The organism is Thioclava sp. JM3 (assembly GCF_002213185.1).
Lineage (GTDB): Bacteria > Pseudomonadota > Alphaproteobacteria > Rhodobacterales > Rhodobacteraceae > Thioclava > Thioclava nitratireducens.
Genome location: NZ_NBOB01000004.1, coordinates 1 through 18,460, shown reverse-complemented (window position 1 = coordinate 18,460; position 18,460 = coordinate 1). Strand labels below are relative to the sequence as shown.

The window sequence follows — 18,460 nt, the reverse complement described above, 5'->3', positions numbered from 1 at the left end:
GGTTCTGACATGAACAAATTCAACAAGATGATGATGACGGCGGCGGCCGCGCTGACGCTCTCGACGTCCGCGCTCTGGGCCGAGACGATGACGATCGGGACGTTCAGCGATCCGACCCCGATGAACGCCGCGCGCGCCGAAAAGGCTTTCGAGAAGGCCACCGGCTGGACGATCGAATGGCGGGTGTTCAACTCGGGCACCGACGTGATCGCAGCCATGGCCTCGGGTGATGTCGAGGTCGCGGAACTTGGCTCCTCGCCGCTGGCGATCGCCGCGAGCCAGGGCGTCGACCTGCAAATGTTCATGGTGTCCTACGCGATCGGCGATTCCGAGAGCCTGATCGCGCATAACGGCTCGGGCATCAAATCGCTGGAAGATCTGAAGGGCAAGCGCGTCGCGGTGCCGGTGGGCTCCACCGCGCATTACTCGCTGATGGGCGCGATTTCCCATGCCGGGATGAAGGAATCCGATCTGACCATCATCTCTATGCCGCCGGACCAGATCGCCGCCGCATGGGATCAGGGCACGATCGACGCCGCTTTCATCTGGCCGCCGGTGCAGACAAATATCCTCGAGACCGGCAGCCGTATCGTGAGCGCCGCCCAAACCGCGAAATGGGGCTATCCGACCTTCAACGCATGGACCGTGAACACCAAGTTCGCCGAGTCCCACGAAAAGGAAATGGTGGCCTTCGCCAAGGCGATGAACGCGGCGAACAAGGCCTATCTGGACGATCCCTCGGCCTGGACGCCCGATAACGAGAAGGTCAAGGAGATCGCCAGCGTGACCGGCGCGGGCGCCGACCAGATCCCCGGCATTCTCAAGGGCTACACCTTCGTGCCGCTGTCCGAACAAGTCAGCGACACCTGGCTTGGCAATGCCGCGAACATCATGAAATCGACCGCGGAATTCCTGAAATCCGCGGGCCGCATCGACAGTGTCGCCGACGATTACTCGGCCTTCGTGAATACGAAGATCGCCGAAGACGCCCTGAAGTGAAACAGTCTTTCCTGCCCGGGTATACGATCCGGGCAGGACCAAGAAACCGAGAGGGAGCAGCGACGTGGGATTAAATGTCGAGGACGTATCGGTCGTCTATCCAGCGGCGGATGGTCGCCCGCCCGTCGAGGCCTTGAGCCGGATCAACCTGACAATCGAGGACGATGAATTCGTCGTGGCGCTCGGCGCATCGGGGTGTGGGAAATCCACGCTTCTCAACCTGATCGCGGGGTTTCTGTCGCCGTCCTCGGGGGCGCTGATGCTCGATGGCGAGCAGGTCTCCGGCCCGGGCGCGGACCGCGCGGTGGTGTTTCAGAAACACGCGCTCCTGCCGTGGCTGAACGTTTTGGACAACGTGGCTTTCGGCCTGCAGATTCAGGGCGTCGCCGAGGCCGAGCGCAAGAAGGTCGCCAACAGGTTCCTGAGCATGCTCGGGCTCGACGGGTTTCAGGGCGCGCCGGTGTACTCGCTTTCCGGCGGGATGCAGCAGCGCGTCGGCATCGCCCGCGCGCTTACCTGCGATCCGCGCGTTCTGCTGATGGACGAGCCGCTGGGCGCGCTCGACGCGCTGACCCGCGAAAAGGCGCAGGAACTGATCCTGAACATCTGGAACGACACCCATAAATCGGTCTTCTTCATCACGCATAGCGTGGAGGAAGCACTGTTCATGGGCACCAAGCTGGTGGTCATGTCGCCGCGCCCGGGGCGGATCACCCACGTATTCGACCTGCCGTTCTCGCGGCAGTTTCTCGATGGGATGCCCGCCCGACAGGTGAAGGCCTCCCCGAAATTCATCGAACTTCGCGAAGAAGTCCTGAAGATCATCTTCGCCGACGAAGAGGCCGCGGCATGACGGAGCAAACAACTCAAACCCCGACGAAACCGCCCGGACTGTGGGCGCGGATTTCCCGCTCGCGCGCGACCAAGCCCGGCCAGACCTACGGCGTCCCGGGGCAGGGCAATACGCTGTGGCTCTCGATTGGCTCGATCCTGTTTTTCTTCTTCGTCTGGTGGCTCGTGACCTTCATGGGCTGGGTGAAGCCGCTCTTCGTGCCCTCGCCGATGGCGATCGTGTCGAAGTTTCTCTCGGTCTGGAGCGACGGCTATACTGGCACCTCGTTTCTCGATCACGTAGTGATTTCGACCGTGCGAGTCTTCGGCGCCTTCCTGCTGGCTTGCGTGATCGGGATTCCGTTGGGGCTCGCGATGGGGATGAGCCCGATCATGCGCGGCATTTTCGACCCGCCGATCGAGTTCTACCGGCCGATTCCGCCGCTCGCCTACCTGCCGCTGATGATCATCTGGTTCGGCATCGGCGAGACCTCCAAGGTCCTGCTGATCTTCCTGTCGGTCTTCGCGCCGGTCGTGCTGGGGGCGCGCTCTGGCGTGAAATCCGCCGCGATCGAGCAGATCCACGCCGCCTATTCCTTCGGTGCGACACGCTGGCAGGTGATGCGCCATGTCATCATGCCCTCCGCGATGCCGGAGATCCTGACGGCGATGCGGATCGGGGTCGGCTTCGGCTGGACCACGCTGGTCGCCGCGGAGATGGTCGCCTCGACCAAGGGGCTTGGCTACATGGTGCTCTCCGCCAGCCAGTTCCTGCAGACACCGGTCGTGATCATGGGGATCTTCGTGATCGCCGCGATCGCCTTCGCTTTCGATCTCTTGATGCGCTTCGTCGAGCGTCGCCTCGTGCCCTGGAAGGGCAGAATGTAACGGGAAGAACCACCATGATCTACTTGAAGAAAGCCGTCCGGACAGCCGAGGCGGATCAGGAAGGCGTGCATGACATCGTCTCGAAGATGCTGGCGAAGATCGCGGCCGGCGGCGAGGACGCGGCGCGTGACTATGCAAGAGAACTCGACAAATGGACCGGCGAGATCGTCGTCACCCCGGAGCAGCGCGCCGCCGCCAGCGCCGCCGTGCCCGAGCAGCTCAAGGCCGATATCCAGTTTGCCCATAACAACGTGCGCCGCTTCGCCGAGGCGCAGCGCGCGACGGTCACCGATTGCACGATCGAGATACTTCCGGGCCTGACCGCCGGGCAGAAGCAGATCCCGGTCTCGGCCACCGGTTGCTACGTGCCCGGCGGGCGCTACAGCCACGTTGCCAGCGCGATCATGACGATCACCACTGCCAAGGTCGCGGGCGTGCCCCACATCACCGCCTGTTCGCCGCCGCGGCCCGGTCTCGGCATCCCGCCCGCGATCCTCTACGCGATGGACCTGTGCGGCGCCGACGTGATCCTTTCGATGGGCGGCGTGCAGGGGGTGGCCGCGATGGCCAATGGTCTGTTCGGCCTGCCAAAGGCGGATATCCTCGTCGGACCCGGCAACCAATATGTCGCTGAGGCCAAGCGGATCCTCTTCGGCCAGATCGGCATCGACATGTTCGCTGGCCCCACCGACAGCATGGTGATCGCCGATGCGACGGCGGATCCCGAGATGGTCGCCTATGATCTGGTGGGGCAGGCGGAGCATGGCTACAACTCGCCCGTCTGGCTCGTCACCTCCGATCGCGCTCTGGCCGATCAGGTCATGCGCCTCGTGCCGGAGCTGATAGAGACCCTGCCGGAACTCAATCGCCACAGCGCGAAAGCGTCCTGGGCGGATTTCGCGGAAGTCATCCTGTGCGACGGCGCCGAGGAGATGGCGCGGTTCGCCGATCAACTCGCGCCCGAGCATCTGCACGTGCAGTGTCGGGATCTCGACTGGTGGCTGGCCCGGCTGAAATCCTACGGCTCGCTGTTTCTCGGCGAAGAGACGACCGTAGCCTTCGGTGACAAGACATCGGGCCCCAATCATGTGCTGCCGACCTCTGGGGCCGCGCGCTACACTGGCGGGCTCTCGGTGCACAAGTTCATGAAGACGATCACTTGGCAGCGCGCCACCCGCGAGGCGGCCCGACCGCTCGCGGAGGCGACGGCACGAATCTCGCGGCTCGAGGGGATGGAGGGGCATGCGCGGTCCGCCGATATCCGGCTCTCCAAGTTCTTCCCCGAGGAACATTTCGACCTGCGTCCGGCGCAGGTCCACGGCTGACGCGGAGCGCGGACGGAGAAGGGAGGCAGGGATGCCGGAATTGTCCTTCACCCGGGCAGGCAACGGGCCGCCCCTCGTCCTCGTGCATGGCTATCTCGGCGGCAGCGCAATGTGGGACGCGCAGCTTGCGCATTTCAGCCCGTTCCGCGATGTCATATGTCCCGATCTCGCGGGGTTCGGGGCAAGCGCAGCGCTCGAGGCGCCCGAGAGCATCGAAGGTCACGCGCGCATGGTGCTCGGACTTCTCGACCGACTCGAGGTCGAGCGCTTCGATCTTCTCGGCCATTCGATGGGCGGCATGGTCGTGCAGGAGATGATCCGGCTGGCCCCCACGCGCATCCGCAAGCTGATACTCTACGGCACCGGGCCGCGCGGCGTGATGCCGGGCCGGTTCGAGACGATCGCGCAATCCCGTGAACGGCTTCTGCGCGACGGGGTGCCCGCGACCGCGCGGCGGATCGCGGCGACATGGTTCCGGCAGGGAGAGGCGGCGGAGGGTTTTCCGCTCTGCCTGTCGCTCGGGCAGAAGGCGCGCCTGCAGGCCGCACTCGCAAGCCTCACGGCCTGGGAAGCTTGGGATGGCACGCCCGCTCTTGGCGCGATTGCAAGCCCGACCCTCGTCCTTTGGGGCAGCCGCGACCGCTCCTATGACTGGACGCAGCCCGAAGCGCTCTGGCGCGGCATCCCGGGGGCGGATCTCGCCGTGATGCCCGGCTGCGCGCATAACGTTCACATGGAGAAACCGGACCGGTTCAACAGGCTGGTCGGCGATTTCCTCGATGCGGCAGACTTTTAGCAGGACGCTGAAATCGCCGCGCCGCGACGGGAAGCCGGAAAACAGAAAGCCCAGAGCGAACTCTGGGCTTTGATCTTTGAAATCAATCTCTTGCGAGAGCTTTGGCTGCCGGCGGTAAGGAGTTGATCCGTCTTGCCTTCATGCTTAAGGCATAGAATACGTTGCGGTTTGTCTGCGTGGCCTCGTGGTTTTTGCTACATCAGGGTGTTCCAGGGCTAGATATTCGAATTCGGCGCGGCAGGGAATTTTTCGGTAGTCCGCACAGGTGATTAAGCCAATAAATCTCCCGGGTTGATAGAAGGGTCAGCCTAGCGATTTCACCGTCGCCCGCAGCAGGAGCACCCCGCCGCTACCGTGGCCGGATTTTACTCCGCCGTTGACAAGGCCCGGATGCGCGCAATGATCGCCGCTCAGGACAATACCTCCGACACGCTGACCGAGCTGATCCAAACCTCGCGCAGCCTGCGGCAGGACGAAATCACCGAGGAGATCGTGGAGCTTGCCACCGCAAGCCCGCCGGTTCGGTAATCGAGGAGGAGCCGATGTCGGAGACAATCGAAGGGGAACGCGCCAAGCCCCAGCCCGCCGATGACGTGGCGCGCGAGGTCGATCTGCCGTGGTGCGAGCCCAAGCCCAGCCACGAGGATGTCCGCGCCCCCGATCTGACCCGCGAGATCATGGCGCATCCGAATTACTTGCAGGCCGATGGGGATGTCGATTTCCTCAACCGCGACGACATGCGCGGCGCGCGCCTGCAGCTCGATTACCAGAAGGCCGAGACGCTGCTGCGCGAACAGGGCATCGCCCATTCGATCGTGGTCTTCGGCGGCACCCGGATCCCCGAACCACAAGCCGCGCATGAGAAGCTGGCCGAGATGGAGGCCCGCAGCGCGGCCGATCCGGGCAATGACGATCTGACGCGACGCGTCGAGATTGCCAGACGCGTCGCCGCGAAAAGTCGCTATTACGACGTCGCCCGCGCCTTTGGCCGGATCGTCGGTGCGCGCGAGGGCCCGCATGGCAACCGGCTGGTGATCGTCACCGGCGGCGGGCCGGGGATGATGGAGGCCGCCAATCGCGGCGCCTATGATGCGGGCGCGCGCACGGTGGGGCTCAATATTACGCTCCCGCACGAGCAATTCCCCAACCCCTACATCACGCCCGGCCTGTGCTTCCGCTTCCGCTATTTCGCCCTGCGCAAGCTTCATTTCCTGATGCGCGCGCGGGCGCTCGTGGTGTTTCCGGGCGGCTATGGCACACTCGACGAACTGTTCGAGACGCTCACGCTGATCCAGACCCGCAAGATCCGCCCGCTGCCGGTGATCCTTGTCGGGCGCGAGTATTGGAGCCGGGTCTTCGATCCGGATTTCCTTGTGGAGGAGGGGGTGATCGACCCCGAGGACCGCGACCTGTTCTGGTATGCCGAAAGCGCCGAGGAGATCTGGGAGGATATCGGGCGTTGGTACGCGCAGTTCGGTCGCAATATCGACGAACCAATGGGAGGAGAGGATGAAGATTTCATTTCACGGTGCCGCGCATGAGGTGACGGGCTCCTGCCATCTCGTCGAATGCGCGGGGCGCAAGATCCTGATCGATTGCGGCATGTTCCAGGGCCGCTCGGAACTGGTCGAAGACAACGCCGCGAAATTCGGCTTCGAGCCCTCAGAGATCGACATGGTATTGCTGACCCATGCCCATCTCGATCACTGCGGGCGGCTCCCGCTTCTGGTCAAGCGCGGCTTCAAGGGCGAGATCATCGCGACCTCGGCCACGCGCGATCTGGCGCGACTGGTGATGCTCGACGCGGCGCATCTGCAAGAGGAAGAGGCGCGCCGTCATCACCGCCATGGGCGGCGCGGCGGGTCGCGTGAGGCGCTTTACGACACGATGGATGCGCTCGACGCGGTCGATCGGTTCGGACGCAACGCCACCTATCGCAAGACGCTCTCGCTGTTCGACGGGATCGAGGCGACCTTTTTCGACGCGGGCCATATCCTCGGTTCGGCCTCGATCCGGCTTGACCTGACCGAGCATGGCCGCACCCGAAAGCTTCTGTTCTCGGGCGATCTGGGCCCCGACAATCGCCCGCTTCTCAACGATGCCGACCCGCCGGAGGATGCAGATATCGTGGTGATGGAAACCACCTATGGCGAGCGCGACCATCGCGGGCTCGAGGCCTCGATCGCGGAATTCCTCGCCGCGATCCGCGCGACCACGGGGCGGGGCGGCAATGTCATCATCCCGACCTTCGCGCTGGAGCGCGCGCAGGAGCTGCTGTGGTTCCTGCGCGAGGGGATGGCCTCGGGCGAGATCGAGAACTCGCTGCGGGTGTTCCTCGACTCCCCGATGGCGATCTCCGCGACCCGGATCTTCGCGCGCCATGACGAGGCGCTGCGCCCGGAACTGGCCAATATCATCCACAAGGGGCGCGACCCGTTCCAGCTGCCCGAGCTGCATTTCACCCGCGAGACGCAGGATTCGATCGCACTCAACGAGATCCGCTCGGGCGCGGTGATCATGGCGGGTTCGGGGATGTGCACGGGCGGGCGCGTGCGCCACCACCTGCGCCACAATCTCGCGCGGCAAGAAAGTGCTGTGATCTTCGTGGGTTACGCCGCCGAAGGGACGCTCGCGCGGATCATCGTGGACGGGGCGAAACATGTGAAGCTTTTCGGCGAGGAGATCCCGGTGCGTGCGCAGATCCACACGATCAACGGCTTTTCCGCCCATGCCGACCAGAGCGATCTGAAACGCTGGCTGGCCCGCACCCGCCACCCGGAAAAGATCTTCCTCGTGCATGGCGAGAAAAAGTCGATGGAGGTCTTCGCGAAAGGGCTCGACCCGGCGAAAGTGGTGATGCCCGAGCTGCATCAGCGCTTCGAGCTCTAGCCGCGCTCACAGCCCCGGCAGGTCGATCGCGACGGCCGCGTGATCGCTTGCATGGGGGCGGTGGCGGCCGATGCCGGGCAGGCGCTCGCCCTGATAGCGGGCGGCCTCGGTGCCCAAGCCCTTGCGCAAGATACGCGGCACCGCATCGGGGTAGCGCGCGGCGAGCGCGGGCGAGGCGAACAGCACATCGGGGCAATGGTAGCGCGCCGAATGGGGGTCGTAATAGGTCCAGCGTTCGGGCCGGGGCATCCGCGCCATCAGATCCACGCTGAACCCGTGTTCAAGCGGCGCCGTCGCGCGGGGCAGAGGTAGCTCGGAGTCGTCGGGTTCGTTGAGATCGCCAAGGATCAGCCAGAGCGCTTCGGCCGGATTGTCGAAGTGCTGCTCGATCAGCGCCCGCGTCGCCAGCGCCTCGAGGTGCCGGGTGCGCCAGGCGGCGGCCTCGTCGGGGTAGGGCGATTTGAAATGCGTGATGAACAGCGTCAGCGCGCCCACTTCGACCATCAGGCAATCGCGCCGGAAGATCGGCATCTCGGGATCGACGCCCTCGGGCAGCTCCAGCCCCAGATCGCCCGGCGTCAGCGCGGCGTGACTGCGCACCGCTCCCAGCTTCCGGCGCGACAGCACCGCCAAATCGAGCCCGCGCCCGTCATTGCCCGGCAGGCAGACCCGCTCGGGGTAAGGCCGCGTGCCGGCGGGCAGCAGGTAGCGCGCGTGGAAGTGCTCCAGGGTCGCGAGGTCGAACACCTCTTGCAGCGCGACCAGATCGGCGTCGATCCCGGCGAGCAGATCGGCCGTCAACCTCCGGTCGATCGGATCGAGGCGCGGATCCTCGGGGTCGTCGCTGTCCCAAGCCCCATGCAGCCGCCCTAGCTCCCGGTTCGGTAGCAGGCGCATGTTTTGGGTGTTGAGGCTCGCGATCCGCATCTTGGCGTCAGCATCGCATGGGCGAGGCGGTTTGGAACAGCGCGAATGCGTCCGTTGATCCTCCCCCAATGAAGTTGATCCTCCCCCAATGAAGTGGTCCGCCGTTATCTTTAGGGAAACGGAGGATCAGCATGGCTACGAAGCGACACAAGCGAGAAGAGATTGCCACGAAGCTGCGGTGATCACGGGGGCAACGCCTTGCAAGAGCTTGAGCGCGAGGCAGCGGGGCGCATCTTCGACACGCAGGTCGCTCGGATCGGTGAACATCGCCCGAACCGCGCTTCGGATCTTCTCCGGCGATGCGGACAGCGCAATGGCATTATCACCGGGTTTCGACATTTTGGCCTTGCCGTCGACACCGGGCAACCGGCCTGACTTGGGGATGATTGCCCTAGACTCGGCCAGCACGGTGCAACCTGTCATTTGCGTTGATGCGCCGCACCTTCTCGGGATCATGGGCGTTGTCGGTTAACGCGTGCCAAATGGCCCTTCCCACATTTGTCGCGCGAGATTAGCTGCTGGATGAGTGTTGGCGGGGCGTTTTTGCGTGCTTTTGTTTCTGCCCCATTTGGGCCAAATGCTGTTTGTAAGATTCACAAAAAGCTCTAACTATTGCGCTCGTTCAGAAAACCCAATCTGCATTGGACCGATTAAGTGAATTCGCAAGACGCTTTGATGCCGGGAGCACGCGGCGCCGAGGACCAAACTACTCCTGACGCTGGCTACAAGGCCTTGATGGAGTTGATCGATGACGGGTTCTGCGTCATCCAGTTCATCGACGGTCCCAGAGGCCCACTCAGCGACTACGTCCATATCGAAGCCAATTCCGGTTACGAGAGGCATACCGGGATTGACGGCATTGTCGGCAAGACCGTTTTCGATGTCGCTCCGCAAGATGGGGACGAGTGGGTGAAAATCTACGGCGAAGTGCTCAGTACCGGGGAGCCTCTGAGGTTCGAGCGCGAATTCGTTGAGGTCGGGCGGCACATCGAGGTCTCTGCGAGGCGGGTGGAGCCCGCAAGCAAAGCTCAGGTCGCGGTTCTCTTTCGCGATATCACCGATCGCAAACAGAAGGAGCGCGAGCTACGCGAAAGCCAGCGGCGCGCGGAAAAGAACGCGCGTCACGTCGCGCGAGCGCTCTCGGCCGGGGCAATCCTGGGCACTTGGGTCTGGTATCTCGACAGCGAAACCTTCGACCTCGATGACGACTTTTCCCGCAGCATGGGGCTCGACCCCGCGCGGGCTGTCGAAGGCCTGACCATCGAGCAGATTGTCGTAAACGTGCACGAGGACGACAAGCCGGGTCTGATGGCGGCGATCGACCGCGCGACGCAGCAGACGTCGCCTTACGCGCATCAGTTCCGTGTTCGGCGGGCCGACGGGCGCTATCACTGGGTCGAAGCCAACGGCCGGATGGAATCGCAAACACCGCGCATTTTCGCAGGCGTTCTGATGGATCTCGATGATCGGCGCGCCATTCTCGAGGAGCGCGACAAGGCGGCCGCGGCGCTGTCTCAGCTGAATGAGACTCTGGAGCAGCGGGTCGAAGAGCAGACCGCGAAACTGATGCAGCAGGAGGAGAAACTCCGGCAGGCCCAGAAAATGGAGGCCGTGGGGCAATTGACCGGCGGTCTCGCTCACGACTTCAACAATCTCCTCACCGCGATTTCGGGATCCCTCGAATTCGTCGCGAAGCGCCTTGAAGACGGGCGTCCCGAGGAAATCCTGCGGTATCTGGAAGCCGCGCGATCGTCGACCGAACGTGCCGCAGGCGTCACCCAGCGCTTGCTTTCCTTCTCGCGTCAGCAGTCGCTCATGCCCAAGCCCACCGACGTTCCCCAGCTGGTGCACGGTATGGAGGACCTGTTGCGGCACACGATCGGGCCGCACATCTTGATCAGAACGGAGCACAGCGCAGCGCCTTGGCCCGCGATGGTCGATCCGAACCAGCTCGAGAGTGCGCTGCTAAATCTTTGCATCAATTCGCGCGATGCCATGCCCGACGGTGGCACGATCACGATCAGCACGGCCAACGAAGTCATACAAGATGGACATTCGGAGCTTCAGCCCGGTAACTACCTGCGCCTTTCCGTGCGTGACACCGGAACGGGGATGTCCGCAGAAGAGATATCGAAAGCGTTCGATCCTTATTTTACCACCAAGCCCAGCGGTAAAGGCACCGGCTTGGGCCTCTCGATGGTCTATGGGTTTGCGCGGCAAAGCGGCGGATGCGCTACGATCGAAGCCGATTGCGGTGTGGGAACGACAGTGAACATCTTTCTGCCGCGCTCTACGGCGGCGATCGAGTTCCCCACTGCGCAGCGTCCGGTGGCAGAGGCTCCGGCCGCGAGCGCCGATCACTCGATCCTCGTGGTCGATGACGAAGTCATCGTGCGCTTCGTCGTGGTGGAGGCCTTGGAAGAGGCAGGGTTCACTGTCTACGAAGCCGGGAACGCGGCTGACGGCCTCGCGTTGCTGCACGAACAGCCGGGGGTGTCGGTTCTGCTGACGGATATCGGCTTGCCCGGCGGGATGACGGGTCGTGAACTCGCATCCCGGGCAAAAGAGTCCCGCGAAGACCTGAAAATCATATTCATGACCGGATATGACGAAGAGGCCGCGACAGGGCCGGCTCAGGTCGACGCCGAAGTCCTTTTGAAACCGTTTGATTTCGACGAGATGGTGCATCGCGTGAAGAGGCTCTCTGGGCTCAGCTGAGTGATGCGGTTCGTCACGAACGGTGTTCGGCGCATTCGCTTTTGCGATTTCGAGTGACAGGGACGTCGGTTCCATTGACCGGTTTGCAAGATCGCAGTGCCCGTGGACGTCGACGATCAGGGGCTTGTCCTCGGGGCAAGATTGAAGACCATGCGTTGACTTTGCCGCAGCTAATTGGCTTACCTGTTTTATTCATAAGAACGGGAGTTCCTGCACATGCCGCAGACAGCGACGGCAAATATCCTGACCATACTCGAAACTGATTTCTCAGGTGTCGTCGAGGAGTGGCTTGGCACTCAGGTGAAAGAGGGCGTGAAACGCTCTGACCTGTTCTCCGACTCCGAGAGTCGTGCGCAGAACCAGGAACTTCTGAAAGCCTTCACCAAGGGTATCCGTGCCGGCGTCGTAAACCAAGAGTTCAGCCTGGACGACGACGAGTGGGAAGACCTGCGTGCCGTCCTCGCAGACGTCAGCAAGGAGCGCGTCGGCCGTGGCGTCACGCCGACCGAGATGGCGACATTCGTGCTCGCCCTCAAAGCTCCGCTGTTCAAGCGGCTCGAGGCGATGACGGATGTCGAAAGCGGGAAGCTTATCAGCGACGTGCTGATGGTGACCCGTCTCGTCGATGCTTTCGCGATTTACACCAACGAGATCTTCATCGGCGAGCGCGACCAGATCATAGAGCGCCAACGTCAGGAAATGCTCGAGCTGTCGACCCCGGTGGTCGAACTCTGGGACCGGGTCCTCACGCTGCCGCTGATCGGCACTCTGGATTCCGCCCGGGCGCAGGAGGTCATGGAGAACCTGTTGCAGACCATTCTCGAGCGGCAGGCCGAGGTGGTGATCATGGACATTACCGGTGTCGGCACGGTCGACACGCAGGTAGCGCAGCACCTTTTGCGGGCCGCGGCCGCCGTGCGCCTGATGGGCGCGGAATGCATCATCAGCGGCATCAGCCCGATGATCGCGCAGACCATGGTGCAGCTCGGCATCGACGTGGGCACCGTGTCCACCCGGTCCAGCATCCGCACGGCCCTGGCCGATGCATTGCAGAAGGTCGGCTACGTCATCAAAACCAGCGAGGTCTCCTGACGTGTCGGGTGTGACGTCCATAAACCTGGTCGAGAACGCGCTTCTGGTCTCCATTCAGGACGACGTCACCGATACGGAAATCGTGGAACTGCAGGACACGCTCTCCAACCGGATCGCCAAGGAGAACGTCAAGGGCGTGATCCTCGACATCAGTTCGCTGGAGATCGTCGATACCTTCGTCGGGCGCGTCATTGCCCAGCTCGCTGGCATTTCCAAGCTGCTGGCCGCGGAAACCTACGTTGTCGGGATGCGTCCAGCGGTTGCGGTGACCTTGGTCGAACTGGGGATGTATCTGCCCGAGACCCGCACGGCGCTCAGCCTGACCCATGCACTCACTCAGTTGCGGCGTGCCTGATCCAAACGAAACATCCAGCAGACCAGCCGTCGCGGAGATAACGCTTGCGACCAGCCGCGATGTGGTCGCTGCGCGTCAGGCCGTCGCTCGAATTCTCAAGGAGCGCGGGCTGTCGGCGGTGCGGATCACCCGTTTTGCGACGGCTGTGAGCGAAATCACTCGCAACGCAATCGTGCACGGAGGCGGCGGCAAGATTTCAATTTATCTCGACGACCGTTCCGAGTATCTGCGCGTCGAATGCCGCGACGAGGGGCCGGGAATCGAAAACGTAACGCTGGCCATGTCCGACGGTTACACGACCGCCGGAGGCCTCGGCAGAGGGCTCGGCGGCGCCAAGCGCCTTTCACACGGGTTCGAGGTCCGCTCTGCCCCCGGCAAGGGCACAACCGTTTCCATGAGCGTGAAGCTATGAACCAGTGGGTGGAAATTGATGATCGCAGTGCCGTGGCAGTCGTTCGGCGGCTCGCGCGGCGCCATGGGGTCGCGATCGGTCTTCCCGAGACACGCGTCGGCGAACTCGCGATCGTGGCTACGGAGGCCGCGACCAACATGCTGCGCTACGCAGAGCGCGGGCGAGCCCTGATCGAACTTGTGCGCCAGCCCGGTGCCGACGTCATCAACATGATCTTCACGGATCGAGGGCCGGGGATCTCGGATATCGACCGGATGTTCCAAGATGGCGAAAGCTCGACTGACTCCGCCGGTCTCGGGCTCGGGGCGATCGTGCGCCTCTCGGATACGTTCGACATTTTCAGTTCGCCCGACACCGGAACGACGATCGTATGCACCTTCGGCGGGAAAAGCGGCGGTGCTGATTGCGGCGTCGAAGCGGTGGGGCTGCGTGTTTGCCACCCGAACGAAGACACCTGCGGCGACGACTTTCAGATCCGGCAGACCCCGCGGGCGACCGATGTGTTGCTCTGCGACGGCCTTGGGCATGGCCCCGCCGCCGCCGAAGCCGCCAGCGAGGTGATCGCAGCTGCAGGCGCCGCGGGCGGGCTTTCGTCGGAGCCAGGTAAGCTGATGCGCCAGATTACCGAGCGGCTGGTCGGTCGACGCGGGGCGGTGGTAGCTCTGATGCATGTCGCACAGCCGCAGATGGAGCTACGTTACGCGGCGCTTGGCAATATCTCGACCTTGCTGATCGGCGCGAAAGGTATCAGGCGGCTGGCGGTACGAGACGGTCGCATCGGTGGCGCGGCGACTCATGGCTACGAGGAAGCCGTGCAGCTGGAGGCGGGGGACATGGTGATCCTGCATAGCGACGGTTTGAAAACCTTGCGGGAGGCGCATTTTCCGCCCGGATTGCTGAAGAAAAGCCCGCTGTTGATCGCCGGATTTCTTCTGGATCGCGCGTTCCGCGGGCGCGATGATGCGAGCATCGTCGTCATGCGCATAAACCGGGGAGGCGACCAGTTACCATGGCAAAACTCACCACCGTGACCCTTGAGAAGAGCGCCGACGTGGCCCGGCTGCGCGATGTCGCCATGACGCTCACCAACGTCCTGCAATTCGGCGCGTTCGAGCGCACACGGGCCGTCACCGCCGTCGTCGAACTCGGTCGCAATGCAATCGAACATGGGCAGAAGGGACGCGCGACCTTCTCGCTCACCGAGGTGGAAGGCAAACCGGCACTCGGGCTTCTCGTGACCGACCAGGGGCGCGGCATCCCGAAGGAGAAACTTCAGCCGGATGGGGCGCCGTCCTCCTCGACGGGGATGGGGCTGGGGCTTCGCGGTGTGCAGCGCATCGCAACGCGTTTCGATGTCGAGACCGGTCACGAAGGAACTCGGATCGAGGCGGTTTTCCGCTCGTCGGCAAATCTGTCGGCGGATGCCCGGCTCATCGATCAGGCGACAGAAGCGCTAAACGATCTCAGCATGAAGGACCCGACAGCGGCCCTCAGCGAACAGAACCGCGAACTCTCGGAGGGGATCACCGAACGCGACCTGCTGATGCAGGAGTTACACCACCGGACCGGCAATAACCTCGCGCTCATCGCCGCGCTCATTCGTATGAGCAAGTCGCGGGCCCAACAACCGGAGACCCAGCAGGTTCTGACCGAACTCGAAGTCCGTGTCGGGGCGCTCTCCAAGGCCCACGAATTGATGCAGCGCGGGAAGGAGACCGGAAAGGTGGATCTCGCGCAGATGGCTGCCGAAGTCGCGAGAACTTCGGAGCGTGCGTTCAGCGGCGAAAGCCTCGACGCCAATATCGAGGTGACCTGCGCAGAGCTGATGCTCGACAGCAAGCTCGCCATCGACATTGGGCTCATCATCGGAGAGCTCATCACCAATGCGTTCAAATATGCCTTTACCGGCAGGGAGAGCGGAACCATTCGCGTCGACGTCTCCGGCGACCTGCAAAGCGGGATCGCCTTGGTCGTCTCTGACAACGGCATCGGCTTGCCGTCGGATGCGGAGCGCCCGGAACGGTCGAATTCACTCGGCTGGCGCCTGATCCGGACCCTGACGTTCCAGCATGATGCGACGCTGACCGTGGACGGCTCCGACGGGCTGCGCGTCTGTATCAAGTTTCCGGCACAAAGCTAAATTTCGGCTCTGATCGTCTTCAGGAATACGCCTGCTTCCCGATGATCAGGATCGTGCGACGATTTCAAGCAAGATGCCGTCGCGCAGATCACGGAGAGGGTCTACCCGGTCAGAGAGGTGGCCGAGCGCTTGGGTGTGAGCCAATGCTCCCTCTGCTCCTGGAAGAAGAAGTTCTCGAAAGCGTCGGCTAGCGACACGGAGACGGATGCCGAGATCTGTCGGCTGAAGAAGGAACTGGCACGGGTCTCGGAGGAGCGCGACATCTTAAAAATGGTCCCCGCTTATTTCGCCTGGAATGCAAAGTGAGATACGCGTTCGCGGCCGAGCATCGCGGGCAGTTCGTCGTCAGAGCCATGTGCCGCGGCCTTCGTCGGTCCGTGCCGCGTTTGTGCGTTTGGGACGCCGGAAAAAAGAAAGCCCAGAGCGAACTCTGGGCTTTTCTCTTTGAAATCAGTCTCTTGCGAGAGATTTGGCTCCGGCGGTAGGGAACGGAGCTATCTTGGCTTCAGTCTTAAGCTGTTGAAGTCGTTAAGGCTTTTCTGCGTAGTTCCGTGGTTGTTGCCACAGTCGGATGTCCCGAGGATAGGTGTTCGAATTCGACGCGGCAAGGCATTTTCGGTAGTCCGCTCACGCTAACAAGCCGATAAATCGCTCGGCTTAACAGAAGGATTGGCCTAACCGTGTTCACTAAGTGTTCTTAGCTCATCTTGAGGCTCGAAATTACACTAGGGGCGGAAAGTGTGAATCCGCTGCAAGTGCTCGGCCTGCGCCTCGGAAGCGCGAAAGCGGCCATTCAGAGACCGAATGCCCCATCCTCCCGTGCTGTGCCGTCCACCAAGGGCAGCAATGCGCAGGGAGTGGACGCCTGAGTGGTAAAGTCAGATGATCGCATGGTAGGCGTTGGTGAAATATATTTAAGAACAAGGGAAAACACGATGCCGGAAGGCTTTGCTGAATTCGGTTTTCTGATGAAACCACTGTCTATTTCGACGGGCGAAATACATGTCGAGATTTTGGATGGCATGTCGGAGATAGTACAATCAATCCGCAATTCGGAACGGGTTCACAAAGACTGGTATTATGCGCCGCCTTCGGGCAGCCGGAACATGTTCAGTGGTGAAATTTTGGAACACCCCTATCCAAGTCGCGTTTTTTCTTTGCCGTTCACCCACCGACTTCGTCATGCATCCGATGACAACCGTGCCCATCTCGATTTTCTGATCTGGTGCCTTGGCTTCTTTGAGGGAACGCGCCTGACGACATTCGAGGCAGGCTATCTCGATGCGACGCCGATCGTGGCGGGAAAGCTGACTGACTTCATTCTGACGGGCGGGACGCAGCCAGAGGATGCGCTTGAGCTAGCAGAACGCTATTGGACGGGTCATGTCGCAAAACCGAGGCAGATCAAACGGATGATCGGCATCATCCACTGTCTGTTCCTGGCTCAAAATCCTAACCATATGCCGTTTGAGAAATTCTCCTATCTCTATATGGCGCTTGATGCTTGTTATAAAGCGGCCAGCGAGATGTGCGCCGCCCCGAACAGGTTGAGCCATGCCAAGCGTATCGAGTGGACCTGCCAGCAATTCGACATGCCGGTGCCGGAGTGGGCCACCAACCTGTCGCAGAGCACCACAGAAATATCAGCAGTGCGGAATGATGCCATCCATGAGGCGCTTTTCTTCGACGAACCGCTCGGGTTCGTCACCTATGGCGGAAGTTCTGGGTCAGCGGTTGGACGCAATGTTCCATTGGAGATGGAGGCGCTGACCTGCCGGTTGATCGTTGCGCTACTGGGAATGCCCGAGGCGGACTATGTGCGCTCTCCAGTGAATACCAGACAGCGTCACGGCCTTTGCCTCAGGTAAGGCGTTCAAAAACGCGGGGCTATTAATAACGCTTCGTTGTCGCCCATTCGTAAGCGGCGGCTGCATCCCACCTCAGGTTCAGCTTGACGGCTTGAAGTTCCACGGGAGAAGTTCGTCGATGCGGCCTTGCGGATGGCCGGCGGCGATGGCCTCGAGGGTGGTCTTGAGATAGGCGAAGGGCTCGACGCCGTTGATCTTTGCGGTCTCGATGAGCGACGCGATGCGTCCCCAAGCGCGCCCGCCTTCGTCATGTCCGGCGAACAATGCGTTCTTCCTGTTCAGAGCGATGGGCCGGATCAGGTTCTCCACGCTGTTGGAGTCGATCTCCACCCGCCCATCGTGCAGGAAGGTCTGGAGCCCGTCCCAGTGCCGGTGGATGTAAGCGAGCTTCTCGCCCAGACGCGACTTGGCGGAGACACGCAGACGTTGCTGTTTTAGCCATTCACCGAACTCGACCACGAGGGGCGCTGTGCGCGCCTGCCGGGCCGAGAGCCGCTGTCCCGGCGCCGTGCCGCGAATGTCGGCCTCGATCTTGTAGAACTCGGCGATGCGGCGCAGCCCCTCGGCGGCGATCTCGGAGCCGTCGCGGTCGAAGACCTCCTTCAGCTTGCGCCGGGCGTGGGCCCAGCAATGCGCCACGCGGATCGGGTTGCCACCCTTGCGGGCGGGACGCGTCAAACGGTTGTAACCCTGGTAGCCATCGAGCTGCAGGATGCCGTCGAAGCCGTGCAAAATCTTCTCCGCGTTCTCCCCGGCGCGGCCGGGCGCGTAGAAGAAGACCACGCCCGGTGGATCATCTCCGCCCCATGACCGGTCGTCGCGGGCGAGCGCCCAGAGATATCCCGTCTTGGTCCTGCCGCGCCCCGGATCCAGCACCGGGGCGGTGGTCTCGTCCATGAAGAGCTTGGTCGACGTCTTCAGATGTTCGGCCAGCCGGTCGACCACCGGGCCGAGATGGAAGGCGGCGGTGCCGACCCAGTCGGCCAGCGTGCTGCGGTGGATCTCGATGCCCGATCGGGCAAGGATCCGGCTCTGCCGATACAAGGGCAAGTGGTCCGCGTATTTGCTGACCAGCACATGCGCGATGGCGCCCTCGGTCGGCAGGCCGCCGTCGATGAGATGCGCCGGGGCGCTCGCCTGGGTCACGCCATCGGTGCAGGCGCGGCAGGCGTATTTGGGGCGAACCGTGACGAGCACGCGCAGCTGGGCGGGCACGATGT

At 62.7% G+C, this 18,460-nt stretch carries 18 protein-coding genes and 1 pseudogene; 16 read left to right on the top strand and 3 right to left on the bottom strand.

Going from position 1 to position 18,460, the window contains the following annotated elements; all coding sequences use genetic code 11:
* Positions 1 to 9: 9 nt before the first annotated feature.
* From tauA to B6V73_RS08015, 8 genes are all read left to right on the top strand, one after another.
* The gene (gene tauA / locus B6V73_RS08050) at positions 10 to 999 is read left to right on the top strand and encodes a taurine ABC transporter substrate-binding protein (RefSeq protein WP_088718750.1); all 990 of its coding nucleotides are present in this window, start codon (positions 10 to 12) and stop codon (positions 997 to 999) included.
* Positions 1,000 to 1,063: 64 nt separating this feature from the next.
* Entirely contained in the window at positions 1,064 to 1,852 is a 789-nt protein-coding gene (locus tag B6V73_RS08045) for an ATP-binding cassette domain-containing protein (RefSeq protein WP_075774704.1), read from the top strand.
* Positions 1,849 to 2,718, top strand: a complete 870-nt coding sequence (locus B6V73_RS08040) for an ABC transporter permease subunit (RefSeq protein ID WP_088721650.1) — start codon at positions 1,849 to 1,851, stop codon at positions 2,716 to 2,718. The genes B6V73_RS08045 and B6V73_RS08040 overlap by 4 nt, the downstream gene beginning before the upstream one ends.
* Positions 2,719 to 2,732: 14 nt before the next feature.
* Positions 2,733 to 4,043 carry a histidinol dehydrogenase gene (gene hisD, locus B6V73_RS08035; RefSeq protein WP_088724973.1) on the top strand — a complete coding sequence of 437 codons (1,311 nt, stop codon included), beginning with the start codon at positions 2,733 to 2,735 and terminating at the stop codon, positions 4,041 to 4,043.
* 31 nt (positions 4,044 to 4,074) lie between these two features.
* Positions 4,075 to 4,839, top strand: coding sequence for an alpha/beta fold hydrolase (locus B6V73_RS08030; RefSeq protein ID WP_088724972.1), 765 nt, complete (start codon positions 4,075 to 4,077; stop codon positions 4,837 to 4,839).
* A 399-nt stretch (positions 4,840 to 5,238) separates the two neighbouring features.
* Complete coding sequence (locus B6V73_RS08025) at positions 5,239 to 5,367, top strand: F0F1 ATP synthase subunit gamma (RefSeq protein ID WP_206184172.1); 129 nt, start codon at positions 5,239 to 5,241, stop codon at positions 5,365 to 5,367.
* Between the two features lie 14 nt (positions 5,368 to 5,381).
* Positions 5,382 to 6,380, top strand: coding sequence for an LOG family protein (locus tag B6V73_RS08020; protein ID WP_088724971.1), 999 nt, complete (start codon positions 5,382 to 5,384; stop codon positions 6,378 to 6,380).
* Positions 6,349 to 7,728: an MBL fold metallo-hydrolase gene (locus tag B6V73_RS08015; RefSeq protein WP_088724970.1), complete on the top strand. Its 1,380-nt coding sequence runs from the start codon at positions 6,349 to 6,351 to the stop codon at positions 7,726 to 7,728. The genes B6V73_RS08020 and B6V73_RS08015 overlap by 32 nt, the downstream gene beginning before the upstream one ends.
* A 6-nt stretch (positions 7,729 to 7,734) precedes the next feature.
* Here the strand turns inward: B6V73_RS08015 and B6V73_RS08010 are convergent, their stop codons facing one another.
* Entirely contained in the window at positions 7,735 to 8,655 is a 921-nt protein-coding gene (locus B6V73_RS08010) for an endonuclease/exonuclease/phosphatase family protein (protein WP_088724969.1), read from the bottom strand.
* A gap of 135 nt (positions 8,656 to 8,790) precedes the next feature.
* The gene (locus B6V73_RS21100) at positions 8,791 to 9,078 is read right to left on the bottom strand and encodes a hypothetical protein (protein ID WP_240504117.1); all 288 of its coding nucleotides are present in this window, start codon (positions 9,076 to 9,078) and stop codon (positions 8,791 to 8,793) included.
* A gap of 252 nt (positions 9,079 to 9,330) precedes the next feature.
* Here B6V73_RS21100 and B6V73_RS08000 point away from each other — a divergent pair, with 252 nt between their 5' ends.
* The 8 genes and pseudogenes from B6V73_RS08000 (at position 9,331) to B6V73_RS07965 (ending at position 17,240) form a co-directional block, all read left to right on the top strand.
* Positions 9,331 to 11,373, top strand: coding sequence for an ATP-binding protein (locus tag B6V73_RS08000; RefSeq protein ID WP_088724968.1), 2,043 nt, complete (start codon positions 9,331 to 9,333; stop codon positions 11,371 to 11,373).
* Positions 11,374 to 11,589: 216 nt separating this feature from the next.
* Positions 11,590 to 12,465: an STAS domain-containing protein gene (locus B6V73_RS07995; protein ID WP_088724967.1), complete on the top strand. Its 876-nt coding sequence runs from the start codon at positions 11,590 to 11,592 to the stop codon at positions 12,463 to 12,465.
* Positions 12,466 to 12,475: 10 nt separating this feature from the next.
* Positions 12,476 to 12,820 (top strand): STAS domain-containing protein, encoded by a 345-nt coding sequence (locus tag B6V73_RS07990; RefSeq protein WP_232621759.1) that lies wholly within the window; start codon positions 12,476 to 12,478, stop codon positions 12,818 to 12,820.
* Positions 12,813 to 13,232, top strand: a complete 420-nt coding sequence (locus B6V73_RS07985; protein ID WP_240497022.1) for an ATP-binding protein — start codon at positions 12,813 to 12,815, stop codon at positions 13,230 to 13,232. The genes B6V73_RS07990 and B6V73_RS07985 overlap by 8 nt, the downstream gene beginning before the upstream one ends.
* Positions 13,229 to 14,263 (top strand): ATP-binding SpoIIE family protein phosphatase, encoded by a 1,035-nt coding sequence (locus tag B6V73_RS07980; RefSeq protein ID WP_088724966.1) that lies wholly within the window; start codon positions 13,229 to 13,231, stop codon positions 14,261 to 14,263. Before B6V73_RS07985 ends, B6V73_RS07980 begins: the two co-directional genes overlap by 4 nt.
* Positions 14,242 to 15,372 carry an ATP-binding protein gene (locus B6V73_RS07975; protein WP_088724965.1) on the top strand — a complete coding sequence of 377 codons (1,131 nt, stop codon included), beginning with the start codon at positions 14,242 to 14,244 and terminating at the stop codon, positions 15,370 to 15,372. Before B6V73_RS07980 ends, B6V73_RS07975 begins: the two co-directional genes overlap by 22 nt.
* Positions 15,373 to 15,459: 87 nt before the next feature.
* Positions 15,460 to 15,743: pseudogene (locus B6V73_RS07970) on the top strand (transposase); the annotation flags it as partial.
* A gap of 564 nt (positions 15,744 to 16,307) precedes the next feature.
* Positions 16,308 to 17,240, top strand: coding sequence for a hypothetical protein (locus B6V73_RS07965; protein ID WP_088724964.1), 933 nt, complete (start codon positions 16,308 to 16,310; stop codon positions 17,238 to 17,240).
* Positions 17,241 to 17,318: 78 nt separating this feature from the next.
* Here the strand turns inward: B6V73_RS07965 and B6V73_RS07960 are convergent.
* The coding region (locus tag B6V73_RS07960; protein ID WP_143597885.1) for an IS66 family transposase at positions 17,319 to 18,460 on the bottom strand (1,142 nt) is incomplete at its 5' end.

Coding starts and splice junctions, on each gene's coding strand:
- B6V73_RS08010 (WP_088724969.1), bottom strand. CDS start 8,655: ATGCGGATCGCGAGCCTCAACACCCAAAACATGCGCCTGCTACCGAAC.
- B6V73_RS08000 (WP_088724968.1), top strand. CDS start 9,331: ATGCCGGGAGCACGCGGCGCCGAGGACCAAACTACTCCTGACGCTGGC.
- B6V73_RS07965 (WP_088724964.1), top strand. CDS start 16,308: ATGCCGGAAGGCTTTGCTGAATTCGGTTTTCTGATGAAACCACTGTCT.
- hisD (WP_088724973.1), top strand. CDS start 2,733: ATGATCTACTTGAAGAAAGCCGTCCGGACAGCCGAGGCGGATCAGGAA.
- B6V73_RS08040 (WP_088721650.1), top strand. CDS start 1,849: ATGACGGAGCAAACAACTCAAACCCCGACGAAACCGCCCGGACTGTGG.
- B6V73_RS08020 (WP_088724971.1), top strand. CDS start 5,382: ATGTCGGAGACAATCGAAGGGGAACGCGCCAAGCCCCAGCCCGCCGAT.
- B6V73_RS08025 (WP_206184172.1), top strand. CDS start 5,239: ATGATCGCCGCTCAGGACAATACCTCCGACACGCTGACCGAGCTGATC.
- tauA (WP_088718750.1), top strand. CDS start 10: ATGAACAAATTCAACAAGATGATGATGACGGCGGCGGCCGCGCTGACG.
- B6V73_RS08030 (WP_088724972.1), top strand. CDS start 4,075: ATGCCGGAATTGTCCTTCACCCGGGCAGGCAACGGGCCGCCCCTCGTC.
- B6V73_RS07980 (WP_088724966.1), top strand. CDS start 13,229: ATGAACCAGTGGGTGGAAATTGATGATCGCAGTGCCGTGGCAGTCGTT.
- B6V73_RS08015 (WP_088724970.1), top strand. CDS start 6,349: ATGAAGATTTCATTTCACGGTGCCGCGCATGAGGTGACGGGCTCCTGC.
- B6V73_RS07995 (WP_088724967.1), top strand. CDS start 11,590: ATGCCGCAGACAGCGACGGCAAATATCCTGACCATACTCGAAACTGAT.
- B6V73_RS21100 (WP_240504117.1), bottom strand. CDS start 9,078: ATGACAGGTTGCACCGTGCTGGCCGAGTCTAGGGCAATCATCCCCAAG.
- B6V73_RS07975 (WP_088724965.1), top strand. CDS start 14,242: ATGGCAAAACTCACCACCGTGACCCTTGAGAAGAGCGCCGACGTGGCC.